Source organism: Chitinophaga sp. (assembly GCF_019236475.1).
GTDB lineage: Bacteria > Bacteroidota > Bacteroidia > Chitinophagales > Chitinophagaceae > Chitinophaga.
This window is the reverse complement of sequence record NZ_JAFAIX010000009.1, coordinates 120,242-137,486: the sequence shown is the minus strand read 5'-3', so window position 1 is coordinate 137,486 and position 17,245 is coordinate 120,242. Positions and strand designations below refer to the sequence as shown.

Genomic DNA, 17,245 nt, shown 5'->3' with positions numbered 1-17,245 from the left:
CGAAGAGGGAGTGACGTCTACGACGTCACTCCCTCTTCGTTTTTTGTCGTTCCTTCCCAGCGGGCAGGGACGACAGGCAGGGAATGGGAAGGAGATTTTCTATTTATTATATTTTAGGGAGACATGTACCAATCTGCACGAAGTGGTGGTAGTCAAAGTGCCGCCTGTGGCAGCATTGGTAGTCCCCACATTCTTATTCGCTACTCTCAATCGAATGTACAAATGATTTTGTCCGGAAGCGGCCGGTGGTAATTGGAAGTTCAATACCTTAAATCCCGCTACCTGTGTGAGTAAGGTATTGGACCAGTTGGCCACGTCTTCAAAAGTAAAGCTGCCTATACTATTCCAAGTACTGTTATTCACAGACCATTCCGCCACAAAGTTGCGAGGCCCTCCGATATCTGTATTTCCCTCTATTTGCATGGATAATGGTGTAGAAATACCAGCAGAAGAAACTTCCATCGCCCAATATTCCCCTGTATTTGTTACCGTATTCCACCATCCTTTACATCCCCAGCCACCGTTGGTTACAGCACCTTTGTTGGTAGTAGGTTCTTGTAATAATCCGTTATAGTCGGTGGTGCCAGTGATGCCATTAGCGGTGAAATCGAGCCAGGTTTTACTACTCTGCGTAATACGCCCTGTACCGATATCAGGAGTAAGTGGGTTCAGCGCATCTGTTGGGGTGTTAGCATATTCGTTTTTAAAACGACTCCACTCTGCCAATACTTTTGAGAACCCATTATTGCGATCATCACTCAATGCAATATCTTCCCTTTTCAGATGGCGAATCGCATACCGCCCGATATTCCCACCATAACGGTCATATTCTTCATGCACCAGGATACCCGCAATGGTACCCGATCCTTGCGGCACCTGTTTACCATCCCGGCGATAAGGCACGTCCAGATTGGTAAGCATATACATACTGTTGCCTTGTATATCCCTAATGTTCATGGGATAACAATCCATTCTCGCCGTGTAACCTTCATTGATATTGGTAAAGGACCCACTAGGAATAGATATCTCTACATCTTTGAGTTTGGTGTAAGTATAGAGATCATTATCTGTCAGGTCAGCCATGTACTTTTCCTTCGGCAGTAATGAGGTCGTACCTACATCCTTTTTCATGATATGTAATACATCCAGGTTGGAAATAATGGTGCGCGCAGGATTTTGCAATTGCTGTACACTAGTACCTTTCAGCCAGATTTTTACACGATCATTGAAGTTAAAGATGTTATCTCCTGGTGTTGCTGTCCTGAAATAAAGACCACTAGTACCATCCAGACTTTGTACGTACACGGCTATACTATTTTCGGTTTTATCCAGAACGTGTTTATTGGCAGGTGTATTTAAGTTCTGTGCGATATTAGGATGCCCTTTATCGCTTACAACGATACCTTCTACATAGATATTTTCATTGATCACGCCATTGGCCAGTGCTTGTTTTACATAAGCGAAATCCTTTTGCACCGCGCCTTCGAAACTCATACCCGGCTTTTGTTGGATCAAGAGCGTGTCCTTAGTAGTAGTACCCAACGCGTCCAAATAACTCAATCGCATTACCACACTACGGATGACAGACAATTGGTTCGTATCTGTCTTAAAAAACAAATATCCGTCTTTTATCTGCAATCCAGATACCCAGTTGGTAGCCCCAGTTGAATCATAACTATAAGTTATAGTCATCAGGTTCATTGGGATGTTAGTGTTAATGGCAGTTTTGTAGGTTCCGCCATTAGAGATAGTCTGTGCAGTTTTGTCGGCGAGGGTCAGTGTAGGTACGATACCTTTCTGTTGCAGCACGATGGTGTCTGTTTTTCCTCCACCGCGTACCACCAGTTTGGCGGCGCGCGGCAACTGTCCGCTGTTATCTTTTACTTGCACCAGCACTTCGCCCTTACCGTGACCACTATTCGTTTGCAATTGTAACCAGGGTGTTTCGGCTACAGGCTCCATTTTCCAGTCGCCGTCCGCATATACGATAATGCGTGTCGTATCCGCAGGAACGTCTACTCTAACGATTCGACTATCGATGGCCAATGGCGTGCTGAATTTATAATCTTCCGACTTTCGGCACGCGATCACTCCCAGTAATAAACAAGCTATGATGTACAGATATTTTCCCATGACAGTGCTTATTTTTTAATTTCCATGTATACCGGCTGGTGATCCGAATATTTAGCAGTAAAATCATCGTAAATGAAATGACAAGTCATTAACTTCTTTGCCAGATCTTTACTGAGATAGATATAGTCGATACGTGTTGTTGTACGGATAGTATCCTTACCAGTAGCGGCTTTCTGTTGCTTGTCTGTTTCATAGAGGGCATCGGTAAAACCAGCATCCAGCATGCGCTGCTGTACAGCATAATCAATCATATTGCCATTTACAAGGTTGTCGATATTAGGGTTAGTTTTCAAACCGTTTGCCTGCCAAGATTTTATTTTATTGGAATCCAGTCTATGTTTATCCAATGGAGTGTTTGAATTGAAATCGCCCATGATGATCCAATTATTCTTTTCATTTTTCCTTTCCATATTGGTAAGGATAGTAGCGATTTCTTCATTTCTCTTGCGGTATTTATGCGGATTGAGATGCAGTACTACCACATTATAGCCATTGATATTAGCCATGATGAAACCATGCGTCATGTTTTCATTCACTTTCTGAATACCTGTGATAGGATATCTAGACGTGATACCGGTTGGATAGCCATTCTCCTTTACAATAACCGCATATGGATGGCCCCAGGTAGCCGCCAGGTCTTCCAGCGATTTCTGGGTAAACCCGTTGCATTCCTGCAAAGCCATGATATCCGGGTTGAATTGTTTAATCCATTCTACGAATACCTTCTTGCCTTTGGTGGTATCGGTGGTCATTCCTTCGAGGATGTTATAACTGATTACACGAAGTGGCGCCTGTGCCTGAACACGGGTCACGAAGCAAGCAGCAAAGAATAGAATAGAGATACTTAAAAAACGTTTCATGATAAATTATTTATAAGCTGGATTTGTTAAGATGCCTCCGGAACGTAATACTTCTTTGTCCGGGATGGGATAATACTCGTGATAAGGACGAAGGTTGTTTTTGATGACATCGTACTCTGTTCCCGCTGTTTGACTAACAGCATTGAAGAATACGCCCCATCTTACAAGATCCCATTTGCGGCCATATTCGCCCATCAATTCACGGGCGCGTTCCTTTTTCACTTCTTCAAAAAACAGATCTTTACCCGGATAAGCAGGGAGTTTCAATCCGTCATAAGCTCTGGCTTTTACTTCGTTCAGACATTGAAATGCTAAAGCATTATCGCCGGTTTCATTGGCAGCTTCAGCGAGCATCAGCAGTGCATCTGCATAACGGAATACTTTCTGGTTGTTACCATCAGAAACGTTGTCCATACCAGGGCACCAGAATTTAGGGCCCATCCAGGCTTTACCAGTACCATTGTTTTGCATAGGACGCTTGAAATAAGCGCCATTATAACTGTACGCCAGGATCATTTCCCGACGGGGATCTGCATAATCGTACAGTCCCATGAAATATTCAGTAGGTGTAATGGAAGTAAACGGATTTGCTTTTGAGCCCAACTCAGGAATGTTCACACCGTCATAAGTACTGGTACCCGCGGCCTTGGTAGGCGTAAAAAAGCAAGCCACAGTAGAGGTTTTCCGCAGACCAGTGGCCGACCATGTAAATTGTATCTCAAAAATTGACTCAGGAGTATTTTTATTCCTGAACCAAGTATCTTTCAGTTGATACTGTCCAAGCTGGCCATAGATCTTCCGGACCGACTGCATCGCGTCTACACAAACCTGATATTCTTTATTCCATAATGCCATCTTACCAATCAGCATATATGCCATTGATGCGGATACCCTATTTTGCGGCACCTCTGAAGTTCTTGCCTGTGGCAGTTTAGGCGCATACTCCTGGAGTTCTTTTATCAGTTTATCCCTCGTTTCCACGGCACTCATCCGTCCCAATTTCATCACGTCTGTTAAGGCACTCAGGCTACCAACGTTCTGGGTATAGAAAGGTACATCATTAAAAGCACTGGTGAGAATGTAGTAGTATAAAGCCCGCAATGTCACTGCTTCCGCTTTGAGCGCAAGCTTTCTATCAGCAGCTACTTTAGCGTTTTCAATACCATAGATAGCCGCATTGCAATACATGACGCCACTATAACAAGATGACCAAACATTATCCCCCATACCAGGGTTTGCAGGAGAGATTTCAAATTTGGCATCCAAGGAGGAAGAATTCAGGAAAGCCAAGTCTGTGGCCCCTTCCTGGGCCACCATAAAATCGGCCGTGTAAATATTGTTGAGCGGAATGTAACAACCATTCAGTGCAGCAATACACTGGTTTTCATTCTGAAAAAACTCACCAGGACTTACAAAACTACTGGGTTCTTCCTCCAGTAATTTTTTACAACCGGTAGACACGGTCACACCAGCCAGTAAGAGTACAGCAAGCAGATAATTGTATTTTATTTTCATACCAATACTTTTAGAATTTTAACTCAGCACTAAATGTGACGGTGCGACTCGAAGGATAAGCACCATTGTCCATACGACGGATAGTAGAACCACCACTCTGTGTAGAGACTTCCGGATCATAGCCATTGTAATACTTCCACAATACCAGGTTATTACCACCCAGCGACAAAGAGAGGGTTTGTAATTTCTTATGGGTCATCTTACTCAGGTCAAATGGATAGCCAATGGAGAAATTCTTGAAACGCAGGAAGGTAGCGGAATGTACAAACCTGTCGTTGGGAATGTCATCTTTAGAATCAGCTCTAGGGATATCAGAATTCGGGTTACGCACCGGATGCCAAGCATTCACCATATATCGATACTGATTACTCAAATAAGTACCAGTGCCCATAAACAACTCAGTAGGATTGTAAATCTGACCACCTACACTGTAGTTGAAATAAAAGGATACGCTTAGTTTTTTAAATCGGAAAGTATTTTGAATACCACCGTAAAAATCAGGATCTGCATTGCCGAGGTATACCAGATCTTTGTTATCGAGGATGCCATCATGGTTTTGATCAATGTAGCGCTGGCGGCCAGGAGAGTAATAACCAGCCGAAGCAGAAGCATACTTTTTATCTTTTTTGTTTTGGTCTATTTCATCCTGACTTTTCCAAGTACCTGCGTATTGCATACCCCATAAGGCATTCAGCGGTTTTCCTTTTACATAGCCATACATCATGTATTGCGCACCATAAGGATTGTCATATACAGAAACCTTATCCAGTCCGCCAATATCATCCACCATTTGGCTATTGTGTGCAATGGTGAAGGTGGTAGACCAACCGAAATTTTTCCGACGGATATTCTCTGCATTGATAGTCAGTTCAATTCCATTATTGTGCGTCTTTCCTATATTGGCCAGCCTGGAATTATAACCAGTTTGGGTAGGCAGTTGCACCGTTAGCAGCAAATCTGAAGTAAAGCTTTTGTACAAATCCAGGGAGACATCCACCCGCTTGTTGAGGAAAGACAGGTCCAATCCGGCGTTCCAGGAAGTAGTCTTTTCCCAGGAAAGTCCTTCGTTTTCGATGCGGCCTGGATAATAGGCCACTGGCTGTGTGCCGTTGAAAATGTATCCGGAAGAAGTGGAGTTCATGCGAGACAAAGACTGGTAACGGGCAATACCATCGTTACCGGAGGTACCACCACTCAGCCTAATAGACAGTTCACTGATATCCTTGAAACGTTGCATGAAAGGCTCGCTGGTAACATTCCATTTAAAAGCAGCGGAAGGGAAATAAGCCCACTTATGGTTCCTGGAAAAGTTAGAAGCGCCATCCGCACGACCAGTAGCAGTCAGATAGTATTTATTGCGGTAGTTATAGTTAACACGCGCCAGGTGCGACACACGTCCCTGGTTTTCCAGTGAGGAACTGATCGCCATCGTTTCTTTGGAAGGCAAAGCCCCCATATCGTTATCGCCGATGCCATCGATAAAATAACCACTTCCGCTGGCGGTCATGTTATTGAATTTTTTCTTCTGCACCGTGAAACCATACATCACTTCTAGGTTGTGTGTACGATTCCAGGAATTTTTATAGGTAATGGTATTTTCATTCAGGATGTTATTATCGGCATAACTGCGTTTATAGGCAGATGCACCACTGTTCGCATTCGCACGGGAAGGCATCGTGGAAGGAATGAACTGGTCTTCCGTCTTACTATAATCAGTATAGGATAATGTACTGCGGAGGAGAATATTCTTCACTGGTCTGATTTCCAAGTATCCCATAGAACTGAGTGTTTTCTCCAAGGCATCATTCTGTTTCAGTTCTACGTTGGCAATGGGAGAATCGAACAGCGTACCACTATACCATTGCGTATTCCAGTCGTTGAAACTACCATCAGGTTTATAGGCTGGCATAGTAGGCGCGAGGAATATGGTAGAACGATACCAGAGCGTACTTGTACCAATATCGGCGTTATTGAGTTTACGCGCTATTTGAGAGTAGTTGAACCTTACCCCTGCTTTTACGTAACTGTTGATGGTTCTGTCGAGGTTCAGACGCACCTGGTAACGTTTCAGGCCACTATTTTTAATGATGCCCTGGTTGTCGTTATAGTTACCTGAAAAATAGTATTGGGTGGCCTTATCGCCACCGTTGGCAGACAAGGTATAATTCTGGTAAGGCGCCACACGCGTGATCTCTTTAGTCCAGTTGGTGCCTTCTCCCAGGGAAAGTGGGTTAGGGTAAGGATAACTCTCCAGCGGAAGTGTAGGATTGTTCGCATTGCTGAAATAGAACCGATCGTTTTGCAGTTGGGCAAACTCCGTAGCATTCATCAGATCCAGGTAACGAGGCAATACAGAAGAACCGAGGTCTGAGCGAAATGTAAAGTTCGTTTTACCCATTCTATTGGTGCCGGCTTTGGTGGTAATAATAATAACCCCATTGCTTCCTCGCGAGCCATAAATAGCCGTGGACGAAGCATCTTTCAGCACGTTGATTGAAGCGATATCAGAGGGATTTAGTTCATTCAGACTGTTAATACCATCCATCATGCCATCCACGATATACAGTGGTTCATTACTAGCCGTAATAGAACGGGTACCTCGTATTCTTACAGAGGTACCGGCGCCGGGCTCTCCAGAAGTGGATACAATCTCCGCGCCTGCAATACGCCCTTGCAACATTTGGTCTACACGGGTCACTGGTAGCCCCTCTATATCCGCCGTACGCACTACTGAAACCGCGCCAGTAAGGTCTTTCTTAGCCACGGCTCCATAACCAATTACTACTACTTCATTGATATCCTTTTTAGCAGCCGATAATTGTACGGTAAGCGGTGTTTTTTGTTGCGTCAGTACAATCACTTTTTTCTCAAAACCGATATAACTGATAACGAGAGAAGCATTACTGGCAGCTTCAATATTAAATTCACCTTTTTCATTGGTCTGCACACCATGCGTACTACCGGCAACAGCCACTGTAGCGCCAGGTAAGGGATTTCCATCACTATCCGTCACTACTCCTTTTACGGGACCTTTGTCTACTATTTTGTCTGCTGGTGCTGACACCAGTTCTGCGGCTAGTTTGCCTCTCTCCTTGATGGTAATGGTTTTTACGCTGATCTCAAAGTCGATCGGCTGGCCAGCCATTACCGTATGGAGGAATTCCACTATGTTCATGCTCTTGACCGATACGGTAACAGGTTTTGTTTTATGCAGCATAGCGGTGTTGTAAAAAACAACATAGCCCGTTTGCTTTTCCAGCGATTGAAATATCTCTTTGAAAGAGAGGTTTTTTCCGGAAAGCGTGACTGTCTGCCCCATGGTGGCCGCTTGTACCTGGAAGCACAGGATAGCGGCTAGTAGTAGGATACATGGCCATAGGCGACTGACAGGTTTACCGGCCCGACGATGATTGGACCGGGGCACCTGATCAGATGTAAATACAGATCTTTTTGTGTGAAACTGTTTCATGAACATAATGATGTCTGAATTTGTATGAAGTATTTTTCAGGCAAACGCTGCCCTGCTACGCCTTTCAGCATAGTGTTAGTTGGTTTGCAAGTATGTATTGGTTACTGTTTGATGTATAGTTTTTTCCCTTCCAGTCGATAATGTACGTTCGATATTTCCATTATCCTGAGTATATGGTTCAGACTCAGATCCCGCTCCATTTTACCACCGAACTGAATATCAGGTATGCCATTTTCATAGATCACTTCTATATCATACCATCGTTCCAATTGGTTCATCACTGTTTGTATATTAGTACTGTCGAATTGGAAAACTCCTTCTTTCCAGGCGGTAGCCTGACTGGTATCGGCCAATTGTAGATGGATATGATCATTGTTCATCAAAGCCTGCTGACCAGGTTTCAACAATCTTTTCTGATTGGCGGTTACCGCTTGAATGCTACCATGTAATAAGGTGGTGGTCACATGTGGCTCATTCGTGTAGGCATTTACGTTAAATCCTGTACCCAGTACCTGTATTTCGTTGTCGCCGTGTACCTTTACACGGAATGGACTAGAGGCCGATTGTTTGATTTCAAAATATGCTTCTCCCTGTAGTTCTACTACCCTTTCTGTGGATGTAAAAGCAATCGGATAACGCAGCGAGCTCGCGGCATTCAGCCATACCTCTGAACCATCCGGCAGGATGAGATGGAAGATGCGTCCGCGAGGAGTGGAAAGGGTGTTATAAGTATTGGATACAGATTGACCACCTATATAACTGATACTGCCCTTCTGTAAGTGAATAGCGGCGCCAGATGTATTGCTGATATTGCCTGTTTGTAAACTATCTAGTGCTACCTGACGGCCATCTGCCAATGTAAGGATCGCGCTCTGAGACACTGGTAAGATGTCTTGCATGGCCACAGCAGTAGATGTTGACGAATGCACGGGCTGCATAGTATGTCTGAATGCAAACCAGGAGAAGCCCCCCAGTAAAACCACTGCTGCAGCAGCCCACCAACGCATGCTCACCAACAACGGCTTCTGCTTTCGTTTCTTCCCAGCATCCAAGATGAGCGCAAGGATTTCCTTTGCCCGGTCATCTGGAAGCTCCTGCTCCTCGATGGTGGTGGCAATTGCCTCATCCAGCAACTGCACCAGCTCCTCATCATGGTCAGATGTGGCGATCAGTTCCTGTAGCTCTTTTTTCTCAGCTTCAGAACTGGTATGCTCCAGTGATTTACGAAATAGTGATTCGAAATAAGACATGCTGTTTGCCGGGTTAATCACCGGTTATACTTAAAGAAATCCCTGAAAAAGAAAAATGGGTCAGTCGAATTTGGAAAAAATCGGCTTCATAACAATTCCTTAATAATCACGAGGGCTACATAGGTGCCCATACGATAGCTACAATAAGTGCGGATAACCTGCATAGCCTCTGCCAGATGGCGTTTTACCGTTTCAGGAGAAAGATTCAATTCTTTTGCGGCCTCCTCTCTTTTCATCCCATGCTCCTTGATAAGATGATATACTTTCTTTTGCTGAGGAGACAACTGAGATATCGCTTCATGTAATATCTGGCGATACTCTTTTTCTAACAGTTGGGAACTGGAAGTATCTGCTGGTGCTAGCAACCATTCCTCATTATCGGGAATAGGCCGTTCTGTGGCACGGTATGCCGATTGTTTGAGTGTCTTATATATCTGGTTGCGGGTAATCGTAAACAACCAGGCCTTAAAAAATTCAAGTTCAGGTAATTGTGTTCTTTTTAACCACACTTTCAGAAAAACATCCAGTACAATCTCCTCGGCCAACTCTTCCGTACCGGTAATCTTAATGGCTATCGTGTATACTTTGTTACGATATTGATTGAAGAGTGTCTCAAAAGCTTTCTCATTTCCGCTGGCAATCGCACGGAACAGGTCAGGATCTGTATGTAGCTCGCGGAGTTCCATTCATATAGATTTTGGTCACAAATATAATATCGCGTGGGGGTCACTGTAAAGCCTATATGAAAATACGGTAAATGCCTGAATTTTTATTAATATTTTAAAACCAGCCACCAGCAAAGCATTCCGACAATCCCCAACTGGGTTTCGGAGGGTCGGAATTCATAATTATATAACATTTGGAGATAACAAGACAAAAAAGCCCCGGCCTAATATATGGCCGAGGCAATTATAAATAAATACTATTTAATCAACCACATCTTATCATTTTGCGTATCAGAACCATTGTACTGGCGCTTTAACGCATCCAGCAAATTTTTGTTATTCGTATCATACTCTGAAGACGGATACTTCCACCTTACTGGAATCATCTTGGAATTCTTATTCGCTGGGCCAACTTCAAATGTTGGAATACCCGTACGGCGGTTCTGGTAGAATGCCTGTCGGCCGGAGTTCTGGAAGAAAGCAACATACTTCTGAATGAGGATTTGTTGCAAACCAGCCGCTGTATTCCCTGCATAAGTATTAACAGGATTAGCAATGAAAGCATCTTGCGCAACCGCTGCAATGTTGTAAAACGCCATATTAGCGCGGATACCAGCATTGTAGTAAGTAGTAGCATCGAGTCCAATCCAACCTCTGTTTATGGCTTCCGCAATGATAAAATTCACTTCTGCAGCACCTAGTTGGATACAAGGAACGCCCGATGGTGTTGCCTCCCAGAAATCATAATTCAATTGGGAGAACTTGCCAGCAGTTGCCAGGTCTTTCAACTCAGACTGTATCATACCTACAGAACCACCACGGAAAGAGGTGAATTTGGTAGCGTACAACGGATCGCCACTTTTCTTCGCCGAATCAGTAGGTAAGGCCATCACAAACAACCTTGGATCGGATGTTTGTTTTAAAATTTCGATAATGGTAGACGCGAGGTTATTGTTGATGTCATTCTTAATCACAATACCGTCTGCAGGCCATAGCGGATAGTTATTATCACGGGCATTACTGTTGTAGATCAATTGCAGGTTATCTTGATTCGTCAGGATCAGCGGGTATTTGCCCGGATTCCCTACGATGTCTGCAAATTGTTCTTTGATCTTCAGGTCTGCATTATCGTCTGCCCTTTTGCTAAGACTCATCAATACACGCAGTCTGAAAGAGTTGACCAGTTTCTGCCATTTGGAAAGGTCCCCTTTGAAATAGAAATCCCCTTCTACTTTAACATTGGCAGCAACGAGGGGCGTCAATTCTGTATTGATCGTATCCAGCAACTGTAAACAGTTACGGTATACTTCTTTCTGCTCATCATATTTAGGCGTATAGTTTCCATCGCTAATACCTTTGATAGCATCGGACATAGGAATATCACCGTACATCTCCGTCGCACGAATCAGGAACCATGCTTTGAAGAACCTCGCCAGTGGCAGATAGCCCTTGGCTACATCGCCTACTTTTTTAGCTTCTATGGTTAGTTGGTTCGCGTCGCGCAAGCGATCAAAAGCACTAAAACTCTCTCCGCTGGTGGTCCAGTCATATGGCTGGCCATAGTAGTAAGAGTTGTTTTGTGTAGCATACTGATTGTGTCGCTGCACATCATTCCACGGACCATCTTTCATATTGATCAACAGCCCTGTGAGCAATAGTTTCGGGCTACCGTTATATACTGCGGAAGGATTTTGTTGCAGCTTGTCCACTTTTTCACATCCCCATAAACTGCTCACCAGTGCCGCACCTAATATATATCTCGAAATAACAGCTTTCATTTTCTTGTTCGTTTAATAAGATCAGAAGGACAGATTAATATTCACACCATAACTTTTCACGGAAGGCGTCTGGAATCCTGCATTATCAGTGGTATACTGATCCAGCTCTATGTTCTTATTGTATTTGCTGGTGAAGTACAGGAGGTTACGTCCTACCAGGGAAACGCTGGCATTGGTGAACAAATGGGTACGTTTCAGCGTAGCTGCCGGTACACGGTAAGTCAGAATGACTTCACGCAGTTTGGCGAAAGTAGCGCTGTGTACCAGGCTTCTGTCTGCCGTATAGAAATCGGTTGCCCAATCTCTCCACAGTACAGGTACATCATTTGGCGCATATTTACGATCATCGGAAATGATATTACCATCTCTGTCGGCATTCAGTTTTCCGGAAACTACTTTTTGTCCGTTGGTCATCACGGTACCTTGCCAGTTTGGATCATCGCGGTGTACCCAATCCTGGTAACGATAGCTAGATGCAGCAGCAGGAGCAGTACCAGAACGCCACTGATAGCCATCCACGTAGTTATTAATCAGTCCGCCAAATCGGCCGTCTACCTGAATACTCAGTGCAAAATTCTTATAGCGGAAAGTGTTATTAAGGCCCATCATGAACTTATTACGCTCATAACCAATCTTAGTCTGGAACGGATTGTATAAAGGCAAACCGTCGTTACCTACGAGGATATTCCCATTATTATCACGTTGGAAATCGGTGATGTAATAACCATCGGCGCGATCCCCTACTTTAATCATACCAGTACGGGTCTGGATACCATCAATTTCTTTCAGCCAACGTTGGTTGCTAGACCAGTTCACCATTACATCCCAAGAGAATTCCTTATTACGTATAGGCGCACCCGTTAATGTGATTTCACCACCTTTACGGATATACGTATTTGCATTACGTTGGATAGTAGATACGCCAGATGCTGAAGATACGGTTACGTTTACGATACCAGGACCTTCAATATTGCGATAGTAAGCCACATCAAAACCCAGTCTGTTGCCGAAGAAACTACCTTCCAGACCTACTTCATTTGTTTTTACGCGACTAGGCAAGATATCAGGATTATACCTGGTGCCAGTATAAGTAATACCCACGTTATTATCCCAACGAGTACCCATGGTATTGTAGTTGGCCAGCAACTTGTAAATATCGTAGTTGTCGGTGCCTGTTACCAGATCCCCCGCCACGTTAGCGTATGCGCCGCGCAGTTTCAGCATAGACACATATTCCGGCATATGGAACATTTCAGACAGCATAAAGCTGAGGGAAGCCGATGGATAGAAATAAGTGTTATGCTTCACTGGCATGGTGGAAGAACGGTCGAAACGGCCGGTCAGGCTCAGGAAGATCATACTGCGCCAGTCCATATCAATGAAACCATAACCACTCGCCACCTGACGTTTTGCATAGGCATTTACAGGAGAATTCTGCTCTTTGGAGTTGCCGAGGTCATACACACCTGGCGTAATGAGTCCGCCTTTAGTAGCGCCACTCAGGCTGCTCACCTTCACGGTGCGCAGGTTCGCGAGCAATGATCCCGTGAAACTGAAGTCTTTGCTGAATTTATCTTTATACGTGAATCCACCTTCGGTGTTGTTCTCCCAGAAATAATCGTAGAACTCACGGTAACCGCCTACACGACGATAAGGTTCGTAGAAGTCCGCTGAAATCGGGTAACGCCACGCCTGATGACGATTCCATGTGCTCACATTCGAGCGCAATTTGAAATCCAATTTCTTACTGATATGATATTGCAGTTGTAAGTGGCCGTAGATATCATCTTTGTAGTAAGAGTGGGTAGCCTCATTAGCAATCAGCCAAGGGTTGTTATAGATCGTGTACTCGCGGTTATACTGCTGTACATTCTCTTTACCTGGCTGCCAGTAGTTACGCAAATCATTGATATCATAATCCACACCACCCCATACGGTGATGAGATAGATCAAGCTGCTCGGACCATAGCCCAGGCTTGGATAGTTAGGCGTATATTGTTTGCTATAGTTGATCGCACCATCAATACGGAGTTTCTCCCCAATATTGATACCACCGTTAAAATTCACGCTCGTACTCCCATATTTGGTATTCGGTACCTGTCCGCGTTGTGCCACCTGCGATAAGGAGATACGCATATCACCTTTATCATTAGCTGTGGAGATGGCCACGTTATTGGTGCTCAGCAAGCCATTGCGGAGATAGTTGGTGAGGTTATTTTTACCACGTGCCAACCACGGAATGGGCGTTAACTGGCCAGTAACAGGGTCTTTAGGGCTGTTGTACTGTGTAATCGGTTGTCCTTCGAAACGTGGGCCCCAGATGTTGTAGTCCGCATCGTTAATACCGCCACCACGGCCATCTTTGAAGGCATATTTAAAATCGTCTCCAGGACCGTATTCTGTTTGATATTTAGGGATAGAGTTATATCCGGATTGCAACTGTGTGCTGGAGTTAATATCTACTTGGAAGCCTTTCTTATTGCTTTTCGCCCTTTTGGTAGTAATGAGGATAGCACCATTCTGACCACGCTGACCGTATAATGCCGCCGCATTGGCCCCTTTCAGCACAGAATAAGACTCAATATCATCTGCGTTCAGGTTCCAGGAATCCGTGCTAATAGGCACTCCATCTACTACTACCAATACGTTGGTACGTCCGCGGAGTTCAATACCCGGATCACCGAACAGGTTCGGACTCGGTGTGATCACGAGGCCAGCTACTTTACCAGTAAGACCACTCACTGGATTGGATTCACGTGCTTTGGTAAGGTCCTCTCCTTTTACTTCTTGGATAGAATAACCCAGGGCTTTTTTCTCTTTTTTAATACCCAATGCCGTTACTACTACTTCGTTCAATCCTGCATTAGCCGCTTTCATGGCGATGTTGATCGGGCCGCCGTTGGCAGCAACTGTTATCTCCCTGGATTCAAAACCCAGGAAAGAAATGACCAGCGTTGCATTTTCAGGGGCTGCAATATGAAAGGAACCATCGGTAGTGGTGACTACTCCTTTATTGGTTCCTTTGATCATCACAGTAGCGCCAGGAATCGGACTGCCATTTTCATCGGTGATCACCCCTTGCACTTCTATCGGTGGAACGGCGATAGCTGCAGACAGTGTGGCCGCCGCAGGTGCTTGGATTTTAATCACCACTGTCTTATCCAAGATGGTATAATTCAATGGTTGATTTTCCAGACATTTGACCAGCACATCTTTCAGTGCAGCGTCTTTCACGTCTAGGGTCACGCGTTTTCCGGCAGACAATACCTTGTTGGTATACAGGAAATCATAACCTGTCTGTTTGCTGATCTCACGAAAAACCTCCCGGAGGGTGGCATTATTCTTCGTGATATTGATCTTGTTCTGCGAAAAGCCAGTTGCATGGACTTGTAGCATACAAGCTAGTATAAAAAAGGTGTTCAGTTGCATCACACGAATGATTGTGGTGTGGCAAAGGCTACGCCTACGCATACCTTTGATTAGAGTGCGTAAATACATACTTTTGTTACTGTTTGGAATTTGTTGAATACGTTCTGTCGGATGTTGCAAGCATTATTTCAGACTCGCCGGGGGTGCTGCTACACCTCCGGTTTTTTTATAATGCTATTGGTTGTTAGTTGCTTTTCATAAGTAGTTACAGTTTTTGGTTGACGAAAAAATAGATAGTTTATTTACCTACAATCACGGTTTTCTCCTCGATAGAAAAGTTGGCTTCGCCTGTAAACGTCAGCATTTTCAGTACTTTGGAAATATTGACCGACCTGCTGATCGTACCATTCAGGCGCATATTGAGCGAATCTCGAAAAGTCACTTGTACATCATACCAGCGCTCCAACTGACGCATAGCGGTATGGATATCGGTATTATTAAAATAGAATCGATCATTTTTCCAGGCGAGGGCTTCGTCTAGGTCGGCGGTGGATACGTCAATTTTTTCCTGTCCTGCTGGGATATTCGCCTGCTGACCAGGTTTCAGGATCACCTGTTTATTATTTTTACTAACAGCCAGTGCACCTTCCACCAGCGTGGCAGTCAGTTTAGATTCTTCCTGGTAGGCCATTACATTGAAGCTGGTGCCCAGTACTTTTATTTCGGTATTATTTACGGCTACAATAAAGGGATGTTTCACATCCTGGGCGATTTCAAAATAGGCTTCTCCCGTCAACAATACTTTTCTTTCAGCGCCGAAGGTCAGCGGGAAACGTAAGGTAGATGCGGAGTTCAGCCATATTTTACTGCCATCTGGCAGGATGAGGGCATAGGTCCCTCCTTTCGGAACACTCAAGGTATTGAACTGCTGTTGGCCGGAGGCATTCGCGCCTTGGTAGGCCAACTGTCCGTTTTGTCGTTTATTGACACTAGTGCCGCCTTCCTGTGCCAGCAGGCCGTTTGCCGCGCTATCCAGCGAAATAACAGAACCATCTGCCAATGTGAGCATGGCCTTATTCCCACCTGGAGCTACATCATGTGCCACAATAGTTGCTGGGGCAGCAACAATGGATGTATTAGGCCGGTACTTGTAATAACCCACGCCAATCGCCACCAGCAACAATACGGCGGCTGCAGCAGCCACCCATGGCCGGTAACGTATGACGCGTTTTGGCGGAGGAGAGATTTGTAAGGTAAGGGCTTGAAAACGTTGATCCCAGTGGGCGGCATCATCTGGCATATCCGCGTCCAGGCGCTCCCAATGGGTGCGCAGGATGGCTGCGAAATGCGCATTATCCGGATCTTCCTCTACCCATTGCAGCAATTGCCGCAGTTCCTCACGGGTGCAGGTGTTATCCAGATATTTTTCTACAATATGATTCCATCTTGCCTCGGGCATAGCTTCATTGTTCACTGTAAGGTGCTCTTATAAGTAATGACGATAGAAATAAGCGGTATAACTATTCTCTCGGAAAATATTTTTTTACCGTTAGATACGGCTGATAATGAAAGCGATAAACGCAGTACTCCCCAGGTCCAGGTTTTTCACTAGGTAATTCCTAATAAACTGTTGAGAAGTAACGATATGGTTGTTGACAGTATTTCTGGAGATATGCAGCATATCAGCTATTTGGTCGTGAGACAGCCCGTGCTCGCGACTGAGCAGGTACACCTGTTTACGTTTTGGCGGGAGCAGCTCCATGGCTTCCTGAAGACGGGTCTCATAGTCGCGCAGCAACAACCGCGAATCGGCATGTACATCGCTAACAGGCTGGATTTCTTCCCATACGGCCTGCTCCAGTTCCGGCGTGCGAGCGGCTGCCCGCAGGAAATCTACTGATTTGTTATAGGCTACTTTGAAGAGAAAACCATCGATATTGTCCACCAGTCGCAATAAATCCCTCCCCTGCCAGATACGCATAAAGACATCCATCACAATTTCTTCTGCTACCTCGCGCGACTTCACCATATGCAAAATAAATGCATATATTTTTTTACGGTTGGTATCAAAAAAAACCTTGAAAGCCTTTGCATCTCCGGCGGAGATACCCAACAATAATTCGTCATCTGTTGTGGCGTGCTTCATTGGTTCGGGGGAACTTTTGGCCAAAACTATTGAAAATGCCCCGTCTTTCCATAGGATGGA

The 17,245-nt window shown here is 44.8% G+C and carries 10 protein-coding genes; all 10 read right to left on the bottom strand.

Translation table 11 applies throughout. From position 1 onward, the window contains the following. Positions 1-99: 99 nt before the first annotated feature. The 10 genes from JO154_RS11750 to JO154_RS11705 all read right to left on the bottom strand — a co-directional run bounded on the left by JO154_RS11750 (position 100) and on the right by JO154_RS11705 (position 17,185). Positions 100-2,133: a DUF5689 domain-containing protein gene (locus tag JO154_RS11750; protein ID WP_291945593.1), complete on the bottom strand. Its 2,034-nt coding sequence runs from the start codon at positions 2,131-2,133 to the stop codon at positions 100-102. Positions 2,134-2,141: 8 nt separating this feature from the next. Further along, a complete protein-coding gene (locus JO154_RS11745; protein ID WP_291945590.1) occupies positions 2,142-2,993 on the bottom strand; it encodes an endonuclease/exonuclease/phosphatase family protein in 852 nt (283 codons plus the stop codon). 6 nt (positions 2,994-2,999) lie between these two features. Continuing rightward, positions 3,000-4,508, bottom strand: a complete 1,509-nt coding sequence (locus tag JO154_RS11740; protein ID WP_291945586.1) for a RagB/SusD family nutrient uptake outer membrane protein — start codon at positions 4,506-4,508, stop codon at positions 3,000-3,002. 10 nt (positions 4,509-4,518) lie between these two features. Continuing rightward, positions 4,519-7,977, bottom strand: a complete 3,459-nt coding sequence (locus JO154_RS11735; RefSeq protein ID WP_291945583.1) for a TonB-dependent receptor — start codon at positions 7,975-7,977, stop codon at positions 4,519-4,521. Positions 7,978-8,078: 101 nt separating this feature from the next. Next, complete coding sequence (locus tag JO154_RS11730; RefSeq protein ID WP_291945580.1) at positions 8,079-9,227, bottom strand: FecR family protein; 1,149 nt, start codon at positions 9,225-9,227, stop codon at positions 8,079-8,081. 86 nt (positions 9,228-9,313) lie between these two features. Continuing rightward, on the bottom strand, positions 9,314-9,913 hold the full coding sequence (locus JO154_RS11725; RefSeq protein WP_291945577.1) for an RNA polymerase sigma factor: 600 nt from the start codon (positions 9,911-9,913) through the stop codon (positions 9,314-9,316). 236 nt (positions 9,914-10,149) lie between these two features. Then, positions 10,150-11,670, bottom strand: a complete 1,521-nt coding sequence (locus JO154_RS11720; RefSeq protein ID WP_291945573.1) for a SusD/RagB family nutrient-binding outer membrane lipoprotein — start codon at positions 11,668-11,670, stop codon at positions 10,150-10,152. 21 nt (positions 11,671-11,691) lie between these two features. Continuing rightward, positions 11,692-15,066 (bottom strand): SusC/RagA family TonB-linked outer membrane protein, encoded by a 3,375-nt coding sequence (locus tag JO154_RS11715; RefSeq protein WP_291945570.1) that lies wholly within the window; start codon positions 15,064-15,066, stop codon positions 11,692-11,694. Positions 15,067-15,337: 271 nt separating this feature from the next. Then, entirely contained in the window at positions 15,338-16,498 is a 1,161-nt protein-coding gene (locus JO154_RS11710; RefSeq protein ID WP_291945567.1) for a FecR domain-containing protein, read from the bottom strand. Between the two features lie 90 nt (positions 16,499-16,588). Further along, complete coding sequence (locus tag JO154_RS11705) at positions 16,589-17,185, bottom strand: RNA polymerase sigma factor (RefSeq protein WP_291945563.1); 597 nt, start codon at positions 17,183-17,185, stop codon at positions 16,589-16,591. Between the last annotated feature and the right edge of the window lie 60 nt (positions 17,186-17,245).

Excerpts from the sequence above, each read along its gene's own strand:
- JO154_RS11735 (WP_291945583.1), bottom strand. The coding sequence starts at position 7,977 with ATGAAACAGTTTCACACAAAAAGATCTGTATTTACATCTGATCAGGTG.
- JO154_RS11745 (WP_291945590.1), bottom strand. The coding sequence starts at position 2,993 with ATGAAACGTTTTTTAAGTATCTCTATTCTATTCTTTGCTGCTTGCTTC.
- JO154_RS11710 (WP_291945567.1), bottom strand. The coding sequence starts at position 16,498 with ATGCCCGAGGCAAGATGGAATCATATTGTAGAAAAATATCTGGATAAC.
- JO154_RS11725 (WP_291945577.1), bottom strand. The coding sequence starts at position 9,913 with ATGGAACTCCGCGAGCTACATACAGATCCTGACCTGTTCCGTGCGATT.
- JO154_RS11750 (WP_291945593.1), bottom strand. The coding sequence starts at position 2,133 with ATGGGAAAATATCTGTACATCATAGCTTGTTTATTACTGGGAGTGATC.
- JO154_RS11715 (WP_291945570.1), bottom strand. The coding sequence starts at position 15,066 with ATGCTACAAGTCCATGCAACTGGCTTTTCGCAGAACAAGATCAATATC.
- JO154_RS11730 (WP_291945580.1), bottom strand. The coding sequence starts at position 9,227 with ATGTCTTATTTCGAATCACTATTTCGTAAATCACTGGAGCATACCAGT.
- JO154_RS11705 (WP_291945563.1), bottom strand. The coding sequence starts at position 17,185 with ATGAAGCACGCCACAACAGATGACGAATTATTGTTGGGTATCTCCGCC.
- JO154_RS11720 (WP_291945573.1), bottom strand. The coding sequence starts at position 11,670 with ATGAAAGCTGTTATTTCGAGATATATATTAGGTGCGGCACTGGTGAGC.
- JO154_RS11740 (WP_291945586.1), bottom strand. The coding sequence starts at position 4,508 with ATGAAAATAAAATACAATTATCTGCTTGCTGTACTCTTACTGGCTGGT.